18 protein-coding genes and 1 tRNA gene are annotated in these 17655 nt (G+C 64.0%); 11 read left to right on the top strand and 8 right to left on the bottom strand.

Annotated elements, in window-relative coordinates; all coding sequences use genetic code 11:
* Positions 1 to 57: 57 nt before the first annotated feature.
* Genes gatA through gatB form a run of 3 tightly spaced genes read left to right on the top strand, consistent with a single transcriptional unit; the run spans position 58 to position 3506 of the window.
* Entirely contained in the window at positions 58 to 1515 is a 1458-nt protein-coding gene (gene gatA, locus M52SOB_RS00825) for an Asp-tRNA(Asn)/Glu-tRNA(Gln) amidotransferase subunit GatA (protein WP_131109963.1), read from the top strand.
* Positions 1516 to 1519: 4 nt separating this feature from the next.
* Entirely contained in the window at positions 1520 to 2056 is a 537-nt protein-coding gene (locus M52SOB_RS13995) for a hypothetical protein (protein ID WP_284155135.1), read from the top strand.
* 10 nt (positions 2057 to 2066) lie between these two features.
* On the top strand, positions 2067 to 3506 hold the full coding sequence (gene gatB / locus M52SOB_RS00815) for an Asp-tRNA(Asn)/Glu-tRNA(Gln) amidotransferase subunit GatB (protein WP_284155134.1): 1440 nt from the start codon (positions 2067 to 2069) through the stop codon (positions 3504 to 3506).
* Positions 3507 to 3568: 62 nt separating this feature from the next.
* On the opposite strand, the gene M52SOB_RS00810 is transcribed toward gatB, so the two are convergent.
* Positions 3569 to 4186 (bottom strand): hypothetical protein, encoded by a 618-nt coding sequence (locus M52SOB_RS00810; RefSeq protein ID WP_131109959.1) that lies wholly within the window; start codon positions 4184 to 4186, stop codon positions 3569 to 3571.
* Complete coding sequence (gene pyrE, locus M52SOB_RS00805; RefSeq protein WP_284155133.1) at positions 4173 to 4826, bottom strand: orotate phosphoribosyltransferase; 654 nt, start codon at positions 4824 to 4826, stop codon at positions 4173 to 4175. The genes M52SOB_RS00810 and pyrE overlap by 14 nt, the downstream gene beginning before the upstream one ends.
* Before the next feature lie 13 nt (positions 4827 to 4839).
* On the opposite strand from pyrE, the gene M52SOB_RS00800 reads away from it, so the two are divergent.
* The 8 genes from M52SOB_RS00800 (at position 4840) to M52SOB_RS00765 (ending at position 12139) form a co-directional block, all read left to right on the top strand.
* Complete coding sequence (locus M52SOB_RS00800) at positions 4840 to 5631, top strand: exodeoxyribonuclease III (RefSeq protein WP_131109957.1); 792 nt, start codon at positions 4840 to 4842, stop codon at positions 5629 to 5631.
* Positions 5632 to 5705: 74 nt separating this feature from the next.
* Positions 5706 to 6017, top strand: coding sequence for an ElaB/YgaM/YqjD family protein (locus M52SOB_RS00795; RefSeq protein WP_131109956.1), 312 nt, complete (start codon positions 5706 to 5708; stop codon positions 6015 to 6017).
* 18 nt (positions 6018 to 6035) lie between these two features.
* Complete coding sequence (locus tag M52SOB_RS00790; RefSeq protein ID WP_131109954.1) at positions 6036 to 6422, top strand: phage holin family protein; 387 nt, start codon at positions 6036 to 6038, stop codon at positions 6420 to 6422.
* A 217-nt stretch (positions 6423 to 6639) separates the two neighbouring features.
* On the top strand, positions 6640 to 8340 hold the full coding sequence (locus M52SOB_RS00785; protein ID WP_284155132.1) for a methyl-accepting chemotaxis protein: 1701 nt from the start codon (positions 6640 to 6642) through the stop codon (positions 8338 to 8340).
* Positions 8341 to 8415: 75 nt separating this feature from the next.
* On the top strand, positions 8416 to 8721 hold the full coding sequence (locus M52SOB_RS00780) for a YqjK-like family protein (RefSeq protein WP_131109952.1): 306 nt from the start codon (positions 8416 to 8418) through the stop codon (positions 8719 to 8721).
* Positions 8722 to 8875: 154 nt separating this feature from the next.
* A complete protein-coding gene (locus M52SOB_RS00775; RefSeq protein ID WP_131109950.1) occupies positions 8876 to 10462 on the top strand; it encodes a B12-binding domain-containing radical SAM protein in 1587 nt (528 codons plus the stop codon).
* Positions 10463 to 10505: 43 nt separating this feature from the next.
* Positions 10506 to 10582 (top strand) — tRNA-Ile (locus M52SOB_RS00770).
* Between the two features lie 123 nt (positions 10583 to 10705).
* A complete protein-coding gene (locus tag M52SOB_RS00765; RefSeq protein ID WP_172601710.1) occupies positions 10706 to 12139 on the top strand; it encodes a hemerythrin domain-containing protein in 1434 nt (477 codons plus the stop codon).
* Here M52SOB_RS00765 and M52SOB_RS00760 read toward each other — a convergent pair.
* From M52SOB_RS00760 to glyQ, 6 genes are read right to left on the bottom strand one after another with little or no spacing between them, the layout of a single operon-like run.
* The gene (locus M52SOB_RS00760; RefSeq protein ID WP_131109946.1) at positions 12125 to 12871 is read right to left on the bottom strand and encodes a M48 family metallopeptidase; all 747 of its coding nucleotides are present in this window, start codon (positions 12869 to 12871) and stop codon (positions 12125 to 12127) included. The genes M52SOB_RS00765 and M52SOB_RS00760 overlap by 15 nt on opposite strands.
* The gene (locus tag M52SOB_RS00755; RefSeq protein WP_131109944.1) at positions 12871 to 13338 is read right to left on the bottom strand and encodes a SprT family zinc-dependent metalloprotease; all 468 of its coding nucleotides are present in this window, start codon (positions 13336 to 13338) and stop codon (positions 12871 to 12873) included. Before M52SOB_RS00755 ends, M52SOB_RS00760 begins: the two co-directional genes overlap by 1 nt.
* The gene (locus M52SOB_RS00750) at positions 13301 to 14056 is read right to left on the bottom strand and encodes a lysophospholipid acyltransferase family protein (protein ID WP_131109942.1); all 756 of its coding nucleotides are present in this window, start codon (positions 14054 to 14056) and stop codon (positions 13301 to 13303) included. The genes M52SOB_RS00755 and M52SOB_RS00750 overlap by 38 nt, the downstream gene beginning before the upstream one ends.
* A gap of 13 nt (positions 14057 to 14069) precedes the next feature.
* Positions 14070 to 14612, bottom strand: a complete 543-nt coding sequence (gene gmhB, locus M52SOB_RS00745; RefSeq protein ID WP_131109940.1) for a D-glycero-beta-D-manno-heptose 1,7-bisphosphate 7-phosphatase — start codon at positions 14610 to 14612, stop codon at positions 14070 to 14072.
* 9 nt (positions 14613 to 14621) lie between these two features.
* Complete coding sequence (gene glyS / locus M52SOB_RS00740; protein WP_131109938.1) at positions 14622 to 16724, bottom strand: glycine--tRNA ligase subunit beta; 2103 nt, start codon at positions 16722 to 16724, stop codon at positions 14622 to 14624.
* Positions 16725 to 16726: 2 nt separating this feature from the next.
* The gene (gene glyQ / locus M52SOB_RS00735) at positions 16727 to 17650 is read right to left on the bottom strand and encodes a glycine--tRNA ligase subunit alpha (RefSeq protein WP_131109936.1); all 924 of its coding nucleotides are present in this window, start codon (positions 17648 to 17650) and stop codon (positions 16727 to 16729) included.
* Positions 17651 to 17655: the final 5 nt, after the last annotated feature.

Genomic DNA, 17655 nt, shown 5'->3' with positions numbered 1-17655 from the left:
CGCCCGCCTCCCCCAGCCCCTCCTCTCGGAGGGGAAACTTTGTGGTCGCTTCGCTCCATGATCAATTCGTCTCTCCAGGAACTCGCCGCCGCGCTGGCGGAAAAGAAGATTTCCAGCGTCGAATTGACGACGCTGTTCCTCGACCGCATCGAAAAACTCAACCCGACGCTCAACGCCTTCATCACCATCGACCGCGAGAAGGCGCTCAGCCTCGCGCGTGCCGCCGACGCCAAACTCGGCGCTGGCGAGACGGCACCCCTGCTCGGCATTCCGTTGGCGCACAAGGACATCTTCTGCACCCAAGGTTGGCGCACCACCTGCGGCTCGAAGATGCTCGCCAACTTCGTCTCTCCCTACGACGCCCACGTCGTCGAGAAGATGGCCGCGGCCGGCATGGTCTTGCTCGGCAAGTGCAACATGGACGAGTTCGCGATGGGCTCGTCGAACGAGACTTCATTTTTTGGTCCGGTGAAGAACCCCTGGGATTTGGCGCGTGTGCCGGGCGGCTCCTCGGGCGGCTCGGCGGCGGCGATCGCCGCACGCCTCGTACCCGCGGCCACCGGCACCGACACGGGCGGCTCGATCCGCCAACCGGCGGCACTTTGCGGTCTGACGGGCCTGAAACCGACCTATGGCGTGGTCTCGCGCTTTGGCATGATCGCCTTCGCCTCCAGCCTCGATCAGGGCGGGCCGATGGCCAAATCCGCCGAGGATTGCGCGCTGCTCTTGAATGCTATGGCCGGTTTCGACGCACGGGACTCGACCTCGCTCGACCGCCCTGCCGAAGACTACACGCGCGATCTCAACAAGCCCCTCGCTGGCCTGAAGATCGGTCTGCCGCAGGAGTTTTTCGGCGCCGGCATGAGTACTGGCGTGCGCGCCGCGGTCGAGGCGGCGCTGGCCGAATACCGCAGGCTCGGCGCGACCACCGTCGAGGTCTCGCTGCCCAATTCCAATCTTTCGGTGCCGGCCTACTACGTGATCGCGCCGGCCGAGGCGAGCTCGAATCTCGCGCGCTTCGACGGCGTGCGTTACGGCCATCGCGCCGCCGAATACCGCGACCTGATCGAGATGTACGAGAAGACCCGCGCCGAAGGTTTCGGGCCGGAAGTCAAGCGGCGCATCCTCATCGGCACCTATGTGCTCTCGCACGGCTATTACGACGCCTATTACCTGAAAGCCCAGCAGGTGCGCCGGCTGATCGCCGAGGACTTCCGGGCTGCGTTCGCTTCCTGCGACGTGATCATCGGGCCGACCACGCCGACGCCCGCCTTTCGCTTCGGCGAAAAGGGCGCCGATCCGGTCCAGATGTACCTCTCCGACATCTACACGATCGCCGTCAATCTCGCCGGACTACCGGCGATGTCGATCCCCTGCGGTTTCGATGAGGGCCTGCCGGTGGGGCTGCAAATCATCGCGCCGTGGTTTGCCGAGGCGAAGATGCTCAATGTCGCCCATCGCTATCAACAGGCGACGGACTGGCATCGGCGGATGCCCGCTGGCCTCGAGGAGTGAATCGATGCTCGGGCGGGTGGCGGCGTGCGCACTGACGGTCTGGCTGGCCGGTTGTGCCACGGCACCTCCTCCCGCACCCACCGCCCCCACCCCTGCGCCTGCGCCGACTGCACCGCAGGCTGCACCCCAAGCGCCCGTGCTGAAAAAGGAGACGCTGGCCTATCTGGCCAAGCGGGGCTTGAAGCCGATCTCGGGGCGCGCGCTGAATACCCAGGTGAATTGCGGCTTCGTCGACAAGGAAACCGGTTACGCTGGCCAGCTCGCCTTGGCCGTCACCGATGCGCACGTCGAACGGCTCGAAGCGCGCGTCGATATCCCCAAGCGCGGCAGCTGCCGCTTCAACCTCGCCGATTTTCGGCAGATCGAGCGTCTGCCGATCGTCGTGCTCGCCTCACAAAAATCGTCCTGCAAGGTCAGTCTGTGGGAGCAGGGCGATCAGGTCACCGTCGCCTTCCGCGATTGTCGCGCCGAATGTGGCGGCGATGCGGTCGATTATCTGTGGCCCATTCTGGTCGACAACCGGAAGGGGCGTTGTTCATGAAGGGTTGTCCATGAGTCAATGGGAAGTGGTGATCGGGCTGGAGACCCATGTCCAGCTGCTCACCCGATCGAAAATCTTCTCCGGCGCCAGCACCGCTTTCGGCGCGGAACCCAACCGCCAGGCCTGCGCGGTGGACATCGCGCTGCCGGGCGTGCTGCCGGTCCTGAACCGCGAGGCGGTGGTCTGCGCGATCAAGTTTGGTCTCGCCGTCGGTGGCGAGATCGCGCCGCGCTCGATCTTCGCCCGCAAGAACTACTTCTATCCCGATCTGCCGAAGGGCTACCAGATCAGCCAGTATGAAACGCCGGTGATCTCCGGCGGAGGCCTGACGATCCGCGTCAATGACACGGAAAAATTCGTCCGGCTGACCCGCGCCCATCTCGAGGAGGATGCCGGCAAATCCTTGCATGAGGATTTCCACGGCAAGACCGGCATCGACCTCAATCGCGCCGGCACGCCGCTGCTCGAAATCGTCTCCGAGCCCGACATGCGCTCGTCCGCCGAGGCTGTCGCCTATGCCAAGGCACTGCACACGCTCGTCACCTGGATCGGCATCTGCGACGGCAACATGCAGGAAGGCTCGTTCCGTTGTGACGCCAACGTCTCGGTGCGCCGGCCGGGCGAGCCCTTCGGCACGCGGCGCGAGATCAAGAACCTCAATTCCTTCCGTTTCCTGCAACAGGCGATCGACTTCGAAATCCAGTGGCAGATCAACGAGCTCGAGGAAGGCCGCGCGATCCAGCAGGCCACCGTGCTGTTCGATCCAGACAGCGGCGAGACGCGCGCAATGCGCAGCAAGGAAGACGCGCACGATTACCGCTACTTCCCCGACCCCGACCTGTTGCCGCTGGAAATCGAGCCGCAGTGGATCGCCGAGGTGAAAGCCGGCCTGCCCGAGCTGCCGCAGGCGATGCAGGCGCGCTGGCAAACCGAATATGGCCTGTCTGATTACGATGCCGCGACGCTCACCGCGACGCGCGAGGTGGCGCGTTATTTCGAGGATGCCGTCGCCGCCGCCGGCAAGGAAAACGCCAAGCTCTGCGCCAACTGGGTGATGGGCGAACTCGCCGCACGGCTCAATCGTGAGGAAAAGGACATCGGCCAAAGCCCCATCTCGGCCACGCAACTCGCTGGCATGATCCGCCGCATCAGCGATGGCACGCTCTCCTCGAAGCTCGCCAAGGAAGTGTTCGATGCGCTCTGGAATGGCGAAGGCGAAAACGCCGACGCCATCATCGCCGCGCGGGGCTTGCAGCAGGTGACGGACACTGCGGCGATCGAACCGATCGTCGACGCGGTGATCGCCGCCAATCCGAAATCGGTCGAGGAATTCCGCGCCGGCAAGGAAAAGGCCTTCAACGCGCTGGTCGGTCAGGTGATGAAGGCGACCAAGGGCAAGGCGAATCCGCAGCAGGTCAACGAACTGTTGCGCAGGAAGCTCTCCAGCTGAAGCGGGCCATTGCCGCCAAAGCCCCAGTGAAAACTCGGCGCTGGTCGACCGGCACGGGCAGGCTATTTCCTGGCTGTGGCCTTTCCGGTGAGCTGCAGGTAACGTTCCCGGTCGGCGGCGAAACGCTCGTGCACCGCGGCGACGTCCCGCTCTTTCTGTTCGAGCGCCTGACGCTGCGTGGCGATTTCGCGTTCGTTTTCTTCGATCTGTTTCTTCAGCACCGCCGGTAGCGGCTTCTTGAGGTAGAACTCTTTCTCGTCATCGAGTTTCTTCTGTTTGGCGAGGGCGGCTTCGAGGCGGTTCTTCGCCTGCTCGGCATTCTTTTCGAGATCGGCGATCGCCCGGTCGCGCGCCGCGTCGAGCTCCTTGACGCTCGTGAAGCTGTCGAGCAGCGCGCGGTCTTTGCGCGCCTGTTCGGCGGCAAGCCTGGCCTCTTCCTTCTTGCGCGCCTCCTCGGCCTCGCGCGCGGCCCGCTGCTCGGGCGTGAGCGGTGCCTCGATTTCCTTGGACAACCCGCCTTTGAGATAGATGATCTTCGCCCGGTTGTCACACACCGGCGGCGGCGGATCGCCGCACACCCGCTTGCCATTCACGTCACAACAGACGATGCGCGCCGCAGCCGGCAGAGCCAGAGTCAGGCCGATGGCGCACAGTAGGGTACGGAATTCAATCGACACCATACACCTCCCGATAGCGGCGAACCGCCGCGAGGTTTTCCGTGAGCAACGGCTGGCCCGACAGATAGTCGATCAGGTCGGCAAGGCGCGCGACGGCAATGACCGGCAGCCCCAGCTCCCGTTCGACTTCCTGCACGGCGGACAAAGCGCCCGTGCCGCGTTCCTGGCGGTCCAGCGCAATCACGACCCCTGCCGGGATCGCGCCGGCGCCGCGGATGATCTCGACCGATTCGCGCACCGAGGTACCGGCGGAAATCACGTCATCGACGATCAGCACGCGTCCCGCGAGCGGCGCGCCGATCAAGCTGCCGCCCTCGCCGTGATCCTTGACTTCCTTGCGGTTGAAGGCGAAAGGGAGATTGCGGCCGCGCTCGGCCAGTTTGATCGCCACCGCCGCCACCAGCGGGATGCCCTTGTAGGCCGGCCCGAACAGCATGTCGATCGAAAGCCCGGCAGCGATGATCGCGCGTGCATAGAAATCCGCCAGCCGCGCCAGCGAAGCACCGTCGTTGAACAGCCCGGCATTGAAGAAATACGGCGACAGGCGGCCGGCCTTGGTCTTGAACTCGCCAAAGCGCAGCACCCCCCGCTCGCAGGCGAACGCGATAAAGTCGCGGCTGAAATCGTTTGCCTCGCTCATCATCGGATCATTCTACATGCTGAAAATCGTCACGCTGAATCTGAATGGCATCCGCTCCGCAGTCAAAAAGGGCTGGCTCGACTGGCTCGCGCACCAGGATGCCGACATCGTCTGCGTCCAGGAACTCAAGGCGCAGGATGCCGATTTGTCGCCTGCCGAGCACCATCCGGCTGGTTATCACGGCTATTTCCACTTTGCCGAGAAGAAAGGCTACAGCGGCGTCGGGCTTTATGCGCGCCATGCCCCGCAGCGTGTCACCGAGGGCATCGGCATCGCAGAGTTCGATGCCGAGGGGCGGTTCTTGCGCTGCGACTGGCCGGGGCTGACCGTGATCTCGCTGTATGTGCCCTCGGGCTCTTCCTCCCCCGAACGCCAGGCCGCCAAGTTTCGCTTCATGGAGGTCTTCTTCCCCCATCTGGCCGCCTTGCGCGACGAAGCGCGCAAAACCGGCCGTGAAATGGTCATCTGCGCCGACTGGAACATCGCACCAACGGAGAAAGACCTGAAAAACTGGAAATCGAACCAGAAAAACTCCGGCTTCCTGCCCGAGGAGCGTGCCTGGATCGCCCGCGTCAAGGATGAGCTCGGCTGGGTCGACGTCTATCGCCGGCTCTACCCCGATGCCGAAGGCGAAGGGTACACCTGGTGGTCCAACCGCGGCCAGGCCTGGGCGAAGAACGTCGGCTGGCGCATCGATTACCAGCTCGCCACGCCCGGCATCGCCGGAAAGGCGCGCTTTGCGGAGGTCTACAAAGCGGCGCGCTTTTCGGACCACGCCCCCTTGACAATCGGATATGCGTGGCCATAGTTCGAATTGACATCCCGTTTTCTGTGCGAGAATGAATTCCTCGCGATGCAATCGTCACTGCCAAGGAGCTGAAAATGACCGAAATGGCCGAAGTCAACAAAGAAAAACTGATCGCCGATTTCAAGGTGGTCGTCGCCGATGCCGAGGAATTGCTGCGCGCCACCGCCAACGTGGCGGGCGACAAGGCTGCCGACCTGCGCGCGCGCATCCAGAGCCGTCTGGCCGATGCGAAAGTGCGTCTCGCCGACGCCGAAGCGGCCTTGGTCGATAGAGCCAAGCAGGTCGGCCGCGCCGCCGACAACTATGTGCAGGACAATCCCTGGCGCTCCGTCGGCATCGCCGCAGGGCTAGGTTTCATCGTCGGCCTGCTGATCGGCCGGCGCTGAGAGAGGCGGGAGTCAAGCGTGCCTGACGCTTCTCCCGGCCTGCTGGCATCCCTGCGCGGACTTGCGACGACCGGCGTCGCAATGATCCGCACTCGCCTCGAGCTTCTCAAGGTCGAAGCGCAGGAAGAAGTCGGGCGTATCACCGGGCTGCTGTTGTGGGGAGGCCTGGCAATCCTGTCCGGGGTGCTCGGCCTCGCCTTTCTGGGCGTCTTCCTCACCGTGTTGCTGTGGGAGAGCCACCGCGTGCTCGCGTTGGGTATTTTCACGGCCTTGTTCCTCTTCGCCGCCCTGATCGCCAGCTGGGTGGCCCTACGCCTGCTCAAGCAGGGCTCGCGCCTCTTTGCCGCCAGTCTGGCCGAGCTACAGCGCGACGAGGCGGCATTGCGCAACGAGGACGGCGTTTAGTAGACCTCCTCTTCGCCACCCACTTGCTCAGGATGAGAATTGCTTCAGATCCAGTCTCGCGATTGAGCCGATCTCGCCAAGTTCTGACAACTGACCCCGTTTCCACTCGTGGCAATATTTCTCACCCGTAGGTATCATTGTTGCTGCAATCACAACAGGGAAAGTCGGTGGCGAGGGCAAAGGCACACTGAACGGCCCCGGAAAGAGGAGTGGAGGCATGTCGGGTATTTCAACGTGGCGGCGCCTGTTGCTGCTGGTTTTTGCTTTGCTCGTCGCCGGTGCGGGAGTCTGGGGGGCTCATCTCGCGGGCGGCGACCCCGGGGCGGCGATCGTCTTTTTCTACGCAGTGTTGGGCATCGCAGCAGTTCTCGTGCCTACCCTGATGCTGTCGGGCGCTTTCGGGCGACCGCTCGAGCTGTTGCGTGAAGCGATCGAGACGACGCGCAAAGACGGTGATTTGACACGGCAAGTCGTTCCCCCGGCAGACAGCCCGGTCGCCCCGGTCGCGACGGCCTACAACGAACTGTTGGCGACCTTCCACAGCATCACGACCCGCATCGTCTTCAACGCCGACCAGGTCGCGAAGATGGCCGACAAGCTGATGCGCGAAGCGGAGAGCACGGCGCAGGGGTCTCAGGAACAGAATGCTGCGGCCGAAGCCGCCGCCGAAGCCGTTTCAGAGATGGCGGGCCGCATGAACGAAGTCGCCGTCAACGCCGAGGGAAGCGCGCAGATCGCCCAACAGGCCAGGGAACAATCGGCACACGGCGCGCGTATCGTCGAAGAAGCATCCGCCGAAATCGAACGTATCGCCCGCTCCGTCGAACAGTCGGCACTGGTCGTTGCCAGCCTCGGCGAACGTTCCGAAGCGATTTCCGGTATTGCATCGACGATCCGCGAGATCGCCGACCAGACCAATCTGCTCGCCCTGAACGCAGCCATCGAGGCCGCGCGTGCCGGGGAACAAGGGCGCGGTTTTGCCGTCGTCGCCGACGAAGTGAGGAAGCTCGCCGAGCGGACCAGCGCCGCGACCGGAGAAATCAGTGCAATGATCAGCGCGATCCAGAGCGAGACGCAAAACGCGATCGCCTCGATTCGCGAGGGTTCCTCACAGGCGCGCAATGGCGCCGAGCTTGCGCGCCAGGCGGCAGCCGCGCTCGAGCTGATCAAACAGGGTGCCGAAGAGACGACTGCCAAGGTCGAACTGATTGCCCGTGCGGCGCAGACCCAGGCACAGCATACCAGCGAGATCGCCGAGCTCGTCACCAACATCATGGCTCTCGCCGATCGCAACAGCGAAGGAGCCAACCTGACCCTCGAAGAGACCCGCCGGCTCGATGATCTGGCGACCAACCTCGAAGAGGTCGGAACCATTTTCAAGCTTGGCCTCCGTGGCGAGGAAGCATTGGCTTTGCACATGCGCATGCCGGAGTTGGTGCGTAACGCCGCGGCCGAAATCGGCCGCCTGCTCGAAGCTGCGGTCGAGCGCGGCGAAATCGGATTTGCTGACCTGTTCGACCAGAACTATGTCCCGATCCCGAACACCCGGCCGCAGAAGTTCCATACGCGCTACGACGCGCTGACCGACCGACTGCTGCCGCAGGTGCAGGAGCCCCTTCTCGACAAAGAGAAAGCCCTCGCCTACGCGATCGCTTGCGACGTCAATGGCTACGTGCCGACCCACAACCGACGTTATTCTCAACCCTTGACCGGAGATGAGCAGAAGGACATGCTCGGCAACCGCACCAAGCGCATCTTCGACGATCCGGTCGGCAAACGCTGCGGCGCACACGAGACACCATTTCTGTTGCAGACCTATCGTCGCGATACTGGCGAAATCATGCACGACATCTCAGCGCCCATTTATGTCAAAGGCCGGCACTGGGGTGGTTTCCGCATTGGCTATCGCACCGACTGAAGCATCTTTTCGATGAGCTTTGCCTGCCGACGCATGATCCAGGGACGTGCAGTCCAATAATGAGAGGAACATGAGATGAATGCGCTCGAACTGGCATTGGAAAAGCAGCGGCTGCAACTCGAAGCTGCGGGCCAGCGTCTGGCCCTGGGGGGTCATCTGCAAGGTCTTACGCCGCTCTTCGATGCGGCCGACAGTCTGCACGACGGTGCGCGTTGGGTGAAGCGACATCCCGAGATCGTCGCCACCGGCATCGCGCTCCTGGCGGCGGTGCGGCCAGGTACCCGACGCTTCCTGTGGCGCTGGGGCAAGCGTGCTTTTCTCGCCTGGCAGTTCTGGCGGGCCAATTTCCCAGCACGGGTTCTGGCGCCTTTCAAGCGCTGAAAACCCGTCAGAGGTTGTGGTACGCGCTGGCAGCGTTTCACCTGTTATTTAGTATTTCCTTATATACCCAAAAAGGGGCATATCCGAACGAGCAGAATTGCTCTATGCTCAAAGCTTGAGCTGCAAAAAAAAAGAAGAAATCCCGTCCATCCCCATGCCAATCCCAGCCCGTTCCGTCCTCTATGTGCGCTTCCCCGTCTGGAAGATCTGGCCGGGCGGCATCGTCTATCTGGCCGATTTCATCCACAAGCAGCGTCCGGACGTCCGGCAGGAGATCCTCGATCTCGCCGTGATTCCACCGCGCCAACGCAAGGCTGCCCTGATCGCCCGTGTGCGCGAACTGCAACCCGACGTGATCGCCTTCTCGTGGCGCAACATGCAGACCTTCGGGCCGCATCCGGAAAACGATGCGCTCGACGTGGTGATGAATTACGACCATTCGCCGAATCCGTTCAAGCGCCTCAAAGCGGCCTGGCAGGCGATCGGCATCATCTATGACTATGCCAGCCAGCGACTGCGCAATCTCGGCTACCTGAAGCTGGTGCGCAAGCTCTCGCCCCAAACGCGGCTGGTCGTCGGCGGCACCGCGGTGTCGATCTTCGGCCGCTACGTCGCCGAGCGCTGTCCGACTGACACGGTCGTCGTCGTCGGCGAAGGCGAGGCGGCGATGCTGTCGATCGTCGATGGTGCGGAAACACCAGCCGGCCACCATTACTACAAGAATCATGCCGGCACGGTGCATCACCGGCCGGCCGAGGAAAACTTCGATCTCGGCCAGCTCACGGCGGTCGATTTCGCTTACATCGAATCGATCTTTCCGTCCTTCCGAGAATACCTCGGGCCGGATGCCACGATCGGCGTGCATACCAAGCGCGGCTGCCCGTTCCAGTGCCATTTCTGCCTCTACAACAAGATCGAGGGTGCCCGGCAGCGCTATCGCGATCCGGTCGAGGTCGCCAAAGAGGTCGAGATTCTCAACAAGCAGTATGGCGTCAAGCGCATCTGGTTCACCGACGCACAGTTCTGTTCGACCCGGCGCAGCATGGCGCATGCCGAGGCGATCCTCGACGAAATGCTCGCGCGTCGAGTCAAGGTGCGGTGGACCGGCTATCTGCGCCTCAACTACATGACGCCGGCGATCGCGCGCAAGATGCTCGATTCCGGTCTGGAAAGCCTCGATCTGTCCTTCACCGGCTCGCAGGAGATGATCGAGAGCCTGACGCTCGGTTACGAACTCGAACAGCAGATGGGCGCTTTTCGCTACTTCAAGGAAGCGATGAGCGGCGAGTATGCCGACCTGAGGGTGAAGCTGTATCTGCCGCTCAATGCGCCGGGCGAAACCCCGGCGACGCTGCGGGCGACGATGGCGCGCATCGAGGAACTCTATGCGCTGTTCGGCCGCGACAAGGTGCTGCCGTTCATCTTCTTCGTCGGCGTGCAGCCCAACACCCCGGTCGAGAAGCGGCTGATCGCGAGCGGCTATCTGCCGAAGAACTACGATCCGCTGACGCTCAACCCGTTCATCATCAAGAAACTGCTCTACAACCCGCCGCCCTTGGGCCGGCTGATCGGCCGCGCCTATCTGCGCGCGCTCGAATACTCGAGCAAGATGGACGACACCGCCGGCGAATACGTCGGCCGCGCGACGATGGAAATCCTCGACCGCGAGCTGCCGGCCGTCAGTGTGCCGTCTCGCCAGCGCCGACTTTTCTGGATCCTGCCTGCCTCCGAAGGCTCCTGATGCCTGGGTCGCGTGTTACACCCGGCTTATAATCGGTCGCGGCGGGCCTGTAGCTCAGTCGGTCAGAGCAGAGGACTCATAATCCTTTGGTCCTGGGTTCGAGCCCCAGCGGGCCCACCAGCATTCTCGCCGCGGCCGCTGACGAGGGCCGCTGCGCCGTGGTCATTGAAGTAGTCCCAGAATCCTTTGGTCCTGGGCTCGAGCCCCTGCGGGCCCACCATGCAACTTGCGAAACGAAGGGCGATGACGAACCCAGCCAGGCCAGGCGAACCCCCTCTCGGCGACGACGCCACGGACGAGCTCAAACGCCTGCGGGCGCGTCTCGAGGCCGAGATCGCGACACGTCACGGGGTGGAAAAACGCCTTGCCGATCTGCAAACGGCCTACGCCCGCTTCGTGCCGCCGCAACTGATCGAACTCCTCGGCAAGGACAGCATCCTCGATGTCGACTGGGGTAATCAGGCCGAAAAGAAGATGACGATCCTGTTCTCCGACATCCGCGGCTTCGCCTCGCTGTCGGAACGGATGTCGCCGCAACAGTGTTTCGATTTCATCAACGCCTATCTCTCCTTCATGGAGCCCGTCGTGCTCGCGCATGGCGGCTTCATCGACAAATACATCGGCGATGCGGTGATGGCGCTGTTTCCCTCGCGGGGCGACGACGCGCTGCGTGCGGCGCTGGGCATGCTCGCCGAACTGGAGCGCTTCAATACCCACCGCGCGAGTGGGCTTGCCGGCTTGCCCGAGCCGCACCCAGAGCAGCCGATCCGCATCGGCATCGGGCTCAATTCCGGCCTCCTGATGCTCGGCGTGATCGGGGGCGACAAGCGCATGGAAGTCACCGTGATCAGCGACGCGGTCAATCTCGCGGCACGCGTCGAGACGCTGACCAAGACCTGGCAGACGCCGATCCTCATCACGCAGCACACCTTGAACAGCATCCGCGATCCCGGCAGCTTCTCGATCCGCTTCATCGATCGGGTACGGGTGCGCGGCAAGCATCTGGCGCAATCGATCTACGAGGTTTTCGATGCCGATCCGGCGCCGCTCAAGGCCGCGAAGCTGGCCAGTCTGGACATCTTCGAGGACGCGCTCGCCCACTACCATTTCCGCCGCAGCGAGGAAGCACGGCGGCTGTTTGCCGAATGCCTCGAACGCACGCCGGGCGACGCCCCGGCATCCGTCTATTGGCAGCGTTGCCGGCATCCCGGCCAGGTCGATTCCGCCGGCCTTTCCGAAAGCGACGGCTTCGCCACCTGGCAGCCGGAATATTCTCTCGACTTCCCCGCCTTCGACGAAATGCACCGGCTGATCTTCGACCACATCGTCGCCCTCGCCGAAGCACTGCAAGCAGAGACGGCCGCTCAGGCCGAACGGCTGATCGCTCGCCTCGTCGAAATCACCGCCGAGCACTTCGACACCGAAGAACGGCTGATGGAAGCACACGGCTACCCACCCTCCCCGCGCGCCGAACACCATCAGCAGCATCTCAAGTTCGGCGCCTTCCTCGCGGATTTGCGCAACGAGATCGCCACCGGCGTCGTCTCGCCGCTGCGCCTGGCCTTCCGCTGTCAGTTCCTCTTGCTCGACTGGTTCATCAGCCACATCAGCATCACCGACCGCCACCTCGAACGTTTTCTCGCGGCGCGCCTGTCCGCGGCCTCAGATCAGCGGTAACGCGGCACCCTCTTGCCTGAGCCGTGCGCGCGCGGCACGCCAGTCGGGGTAAAGCCGTTCCACGACCTGCCAGAAGCGCGGGCTGTGGTTCATCTCGACGAGATGCGCGACTTCATGGGCGATGACGTAGTCGATCGTCGCCGGGGCGAGATGGATCAGGCGCCAGTTGAGCCGGATGCCGCTTCGCAGGCTGCAGCTGCCCCAGCGCGTGCGCGCCGAGCTCAAGGCCAAGGGTGGCGCCATCTGGCCGATGCGTGCGGCCATCTCGACCAGCCGGGGCCGGAAGTGTTCGAGCGCACGCCGTTGCAACGCCCGTCGCGTCAGTGCCGACAGATCGGCATCGGGCCGCGCGGCAAGCCAGAGCTCGCCCTCGCTCCAGACGCCGCGATTGGCGCCGTGGGTCACGCGCACGCACACTTCGCCGCCGAGCAGCGGCAGGCGCGCGCCGTCAAAGATCGGCAGATGCCGGCGGGCGCCCTGGGCCGCGAAGGCGGCGAGTTTTTCCAGCACCCAGGCGCCATGCCCACGAATGAACGCCTCGATTTCCGCGAGCGTCACGCTGCGCGGCGCGCCGACACTGAGCCCGCGCTCGTCGATGCGCATGGCGAGTCGGCGCCGGTCGCGCCGCAGCGTATAAGCGACGATGTGGCCAGCGATGAGAAGGTAATGCTGCTTTCCCGGCCGGGTATCCTGCGGTGGCAGCTGGCGAAACAGTTCGAGCTGATCGGGCATCAGACCAGGGCAAACAGGTCTTCGACGGCGGCGGGCGCCCCCTCGGCCATCGCCCGGCAAAGCGCCTGCTCGATGACGGGCAGCGGTTGCTCGATCAGCCGCCAGTAGCAGCGCAGCACACCGCCATCGCGCTGCGCCCAATCCCCATGACGGCTGAAACTCAGCACGATCCGCAGCGTTGCGGCATCCGGGTGCCGTGTTGCCAGCGCCGAGTCGCGCAACACGCGCAGCGCCTCGTCACGCAGCCAGGCCTCCGTCATGTCGCGGATCTGCCGCGGTGTCGCAGCGGGCGGCAAAGGCAAGTGCAATGCATCACCCACCCGTTCGGGCCCCGGCCGGTCGGTATCGAGCTCGAGCGTGAGCCAGCCGCCGAGATAGGCGACACGCGCGCCGTCCCGCCAGGCGGTGTCGGCATCGTGGGCGACGGCATCAAGCCGCAGTCTCAGTTGCGGGTCTCGCTTCGGCATCGCGATAGAGATGTGGACTGATGCGACGCATTTCGGCCTCGATCCAGGCTTCGGCGAGCGCATTCACCTCGCCGGCGTTGCGGCCGGCAGTGTCGATCGGCGTGCCGATGCTCACCGTGACGATGCCGGGACGCTTGATGAACGCCTTGCGCGGCCAGCATTCGCCGGAATTGTGCGCCACCGGCACGGCCGGAACCTTCGCGGCGACGGCGAGCATCGCGCCGCCGATCTTGAAATCGCGCCTCTGCCCTGGCGCGACGCGCGTGCCTTCCGGAAAGACCACCACCGAATACCCTTCGGCCAGCCGTTGCTTGCCCCGCTCGATGACCTGCTTCAACGCCGCCTTGCCGGAGGTGCGGTCGATGGCTACGAAGGGCATCAGCTTCATGCCCCAGCCGAAGAACGGCAGCCAGTTGAGCTCGCGCTTGTAGACGAATGAGGTGAGCGGAAAGATCAACTGCAGCGCGAAGGTCTCCCAGGCCGACTGGTGCTTGGCCAAAATCACACAGGGCCCGGCTGGCACATTCTCAGCACCGATGATGCGCATGCGGATGCCGAGCAGATGTTCGGTCAGCCACATCACGAAACGCACCCAGGGCATCACGAGCAGCCGCCGGCTGCGCAGTGGCAACCAGAACAGCAACAACAGCAAGGCGACGACCAGCACCAGCGACGGCACCATCACCAGCATGAAGAGCGAAGAGCGCAGCAGATTCATTCAGCGGGCCTCTCTACGCCGTGAGTTTCTGCACGGCGGTCGCCAGGTCGGGGAAGACCAACGTGTGGCTTGGCAGTGCAGCATCTTTCTCGGTTTTCCTGCCCTTGCCGGTCAGCACCAGGATCGGCTGCGCGCCCACCGCCACCGCCGATTCGAGATCACGCAAGGAATCGCCGACCACCGGCACGCCGGCGAGACTGACGTTGTAGCGCGCGGCGATCTCCTTCAGCATGCCGGGCTTGGGCTTGCGGCATGCGCAATTGTCGGCGTTGGTGTGGGGGCAGAAGAAGATCGCATCGATCGCGCCGCCGGCGTGGGCGACTGCCTTGATCATCTTGTCATGGATCGCGTTCAGCGTATCCATGTCGAAGAGACCGCGGCCGATGCCGGACTGATTGGTGCTTACGACGACGCGAAACCCCCACTGGTTGAGCCGCGCGATCGCTTCGAGACTGCCGGGGATGGGGATCCACTCCTCGGGCGACTTGATGTAGAGCTCGGAGTCCTGGTTGATGACACCGTCACGGTCGAGGATGATCAGCTTCGTCGCGGGCATGGGCGGCGATCAAGCGGAGAGGCGCGAGAGATCGGCGATGCGGTTCATCGCCTGATGCAGGATCGCCAGCAAGCCCAGCCGGTTGGCGCGCAGCGCCGCATCCTCGACATTCACCATCACGTCGTCGAAGAACGCGTCCACCGAGACTTTGAGCGCGGCGAGCCTTGCCAGCGATGCGGTGTAGTCGCCCAGCTCGAAGAGCGCGTCGGCTTCCGGCTTGATCGCAGTCAGCTGCGCATGGAGAGCACGCTCGGCCTCCTCGCTGAAGAGCGTCGGATCGACCGTCGGTGCCACCACGCCTTCCGCCTTCTTGAGGATGTTGCCGACCCGCTTGTTGGCGGCGGCGAGGCTTTCCGCTTCCGGCAGCCGGGCGAAGGCGCGCACCGCGGCGAGCCGCTTCGGCACCTGATCGATGCGCACCGGGCGCAACGACAACACTGCATCCACTTCCTGGGCCGTGTAGCCCTGCTCGCGCAGCATCCCTGCCAGGCGCTCGAACACGAAGCTCTCGAGCTCGTGCCGCGCATCGCGCAGCATTCCGGCAGGAAACACGGCGAAGGCCGCTTCGATCAGGTCATCGAGCGGCAGCGCGAGCTCTTTCTCGATCAGCATGCGCAGCACGCCCAGCGCGTGACGGCGGAGCGCGAAGGGATCCTTGTCGCCGGAAGGCGACTGGCCGATACCGAACAGTCCGGCCAGCGTCTCCAGCTTGTCGGCGAGCGCAACACAGAGGCCGACGTCGCCGCGCGGCAGATCATCCCCAGCGAAGCGCGGCTTGTAGTGATCCTCGATCGCGTCGGCGATCTCGACGGGTTCATTGTCATGCAGTGCGTAATAGCGGCCCATGATGCCCTGCAGCTCGGGGAACTCGCCGACCATGTCGGTCAGCAGGTCGGCCTTGGCCAGCAGCGCGGCGCGGTCCGCGGCATGGGCGAGCTCTGCGCTGCCGAGCCGCTCGCCGATCATGCGCGCCAGCCGTGCGACACGCTCGACGCGCTCGCCCTGGCTGCCGAGCTTGTTGTGATAGACCACTTTCGCCAGGCCCGGAATGCGGTCCAGCAGCGATTTCCTGCGGTCCTGGTCGAAGAAGAACTTCGCGTCCGCCAGCCGCGGACGCACCACGCGCTCGTTGCCGCCGATCACCGCCGAGGGGTCAGTGGGCCGGATGTTGCTGACGACGAGGAACTTGTTGGTGAGTTTGCCGGTGGCATCGAGCAGCGGAAAATACTTCTGGTTCGCCTTCATCGTCAGGATCAGGCATTCCTGCGGCACGTCGAGAAACTCTTTTTCGAACTGGCAGAGAAGCACGTTCGGCCGTTCGACCAAGGCGGTGACCTCGTCGAGCAGTGCCTCGTCCGCGATCGGCTGCAGGCCTTCCCTGAGCGCAGCCTCTTTGAGCTGCCGTTCGATCTCGGCGCGGCGCGCGGCAAAGCCCGGAATCACCGCGCCCTCTGCTTCCATCTGCTCTGCGTAGCTGTCGGCCTCGCGGATCACCAGCGGATGGGCGCTGGCTTCGAAGCGGTGGCCCTGGGTCTCGCGGCCGGCCGTCAGCCCCAGGATCGAGACCGGCACCACCTCGGCGCCATGAAGCGCGACGAGGCGGTGCGCAGGGCGCACGAAATGCACGGTGGTCCAACCGTCCTGCAGTTGATAGCTCATCACCTTCGGGATCGGCAAGCTGGCGAGCGTGGCTTCCAGCGCGGCCTGCAAGCCCTCTTGCAGGGTCATGCCGGGCACGACGCTGTCGAGGAACAGCGCCTCGGCCTTGCCGTCCATCTGCCGTTTGAGGCTCGGCACGACCGAGGCATCTTTCCCGAGCGCGGCGAGTTTCTTGAGCAGCGCCGGCGTAGGATTGCCGTGGGCATCGAGTCCGACGGCGACCGGCATCAGCTTCTGCTGCATGGGCCTATCGGCTGCCTTGGCCAGCACGTTGGCCAGATGCACGGCGAGACGCCGGGGCGAGGCGTAGGCGGTGACGGCCGTCTCATCGACGAGGCCGGCGGCCTTGAGCTTTTCAGCGAGTGTCGCGGCGAAGGCCTCACCCAGTTTCTTGAGCGCCTTCGGCGGCAGCTCCTCGACGAACAGTTCCACGAGCAAATTTTTCGTCGTCATGGTCAGGCTGCCTTCTTCTCGTTCAGTTTCGCCAGCACTTCGGCGGCATGTTCCTGCGGCGCCATCGGGAAGCCGAGCCGGGCGCGCGATTCGAGATAGCTTTGCGCCACGCTTCTGGCGAGCGTGCGGATGCGGCCGATGTAGGCGGCGCGCTCGGTCACCGAAATCGCACCGCGCGCATCGAGCAGGTTGAAGGTGTGGGCGGCCTTCAAGACCTGCTCATAAGCCGGCAGCGCGAGCTGCTGCTCCATCAGGTATTGCGCCTGTTTTTCGTGTGCGCCGAAGGCGGTGAGCAGGAATTCGACATCGCTGTGCTCGAAGTTGTAGGCCGACTGCTCGACCTCGTTCTGGTGGAACACATCGCCGTAGCTGATGCCCGGTGCATAGACGAGGTCGAAGACGTTCTCGACCCCCTGCAGATACATCGCCAGGCGCTCCAGACCATAGGTGATCTCGCCGGTGATCGGCTTGCAATCGATACCGCCGACCTGCTGGAAGTAGGTGAATTGCGTGATCTCCATGCCGTTCATCCACACTTCCCAGCCCAAGCCCCAGGCACCGAGCGTCGGATTTTCCCAGTCGTCTTCGACGAAGCGCACGTCGTTTTGCTTGAGATCGAAGCCCAAGGCTTCGAGTGAGCCGAGATAGAGATCGAGGATGTCCTCGGGCGCGGGCTTTAGCACCACCTGATATTGGTAGTAGTGCTGCAGACGGTTCGGGTTCTCGCCATAGCGGCCGTCCTTCGGTCGCCGCGAAGGCTGCACATAGGCGGCCTTCCACGGCTCGGGGCCGAGCGCGCGCAAGAAGGTGGCGGTATGCGAAGTGCCGGCGCCGACTTCCATGTCGTAGGGTTGCAAGAGCGCGCAGCCCTGCCGATCCCAGAAGCTTTGCAGGCGCAGGATGATTTCTTGGAAGGTGGGTTTCATGATTT

The sequence above is a fragment of the Sulfuricystis thermophila genome, from assembly GCF_004323595.1.
Lineage (GTDB): Bacteria > Pseudomonadota > Gammaproteobacteria > Burkholderiales > Rhodocyclaceae > Sulfuricystis > Sulfuricystis thermophila.
The sequence above is the reverse complement of the archived record's forward strand: the minus strand, read 5'-3'. Positions and strand labels throughout refer to the sequence as shown.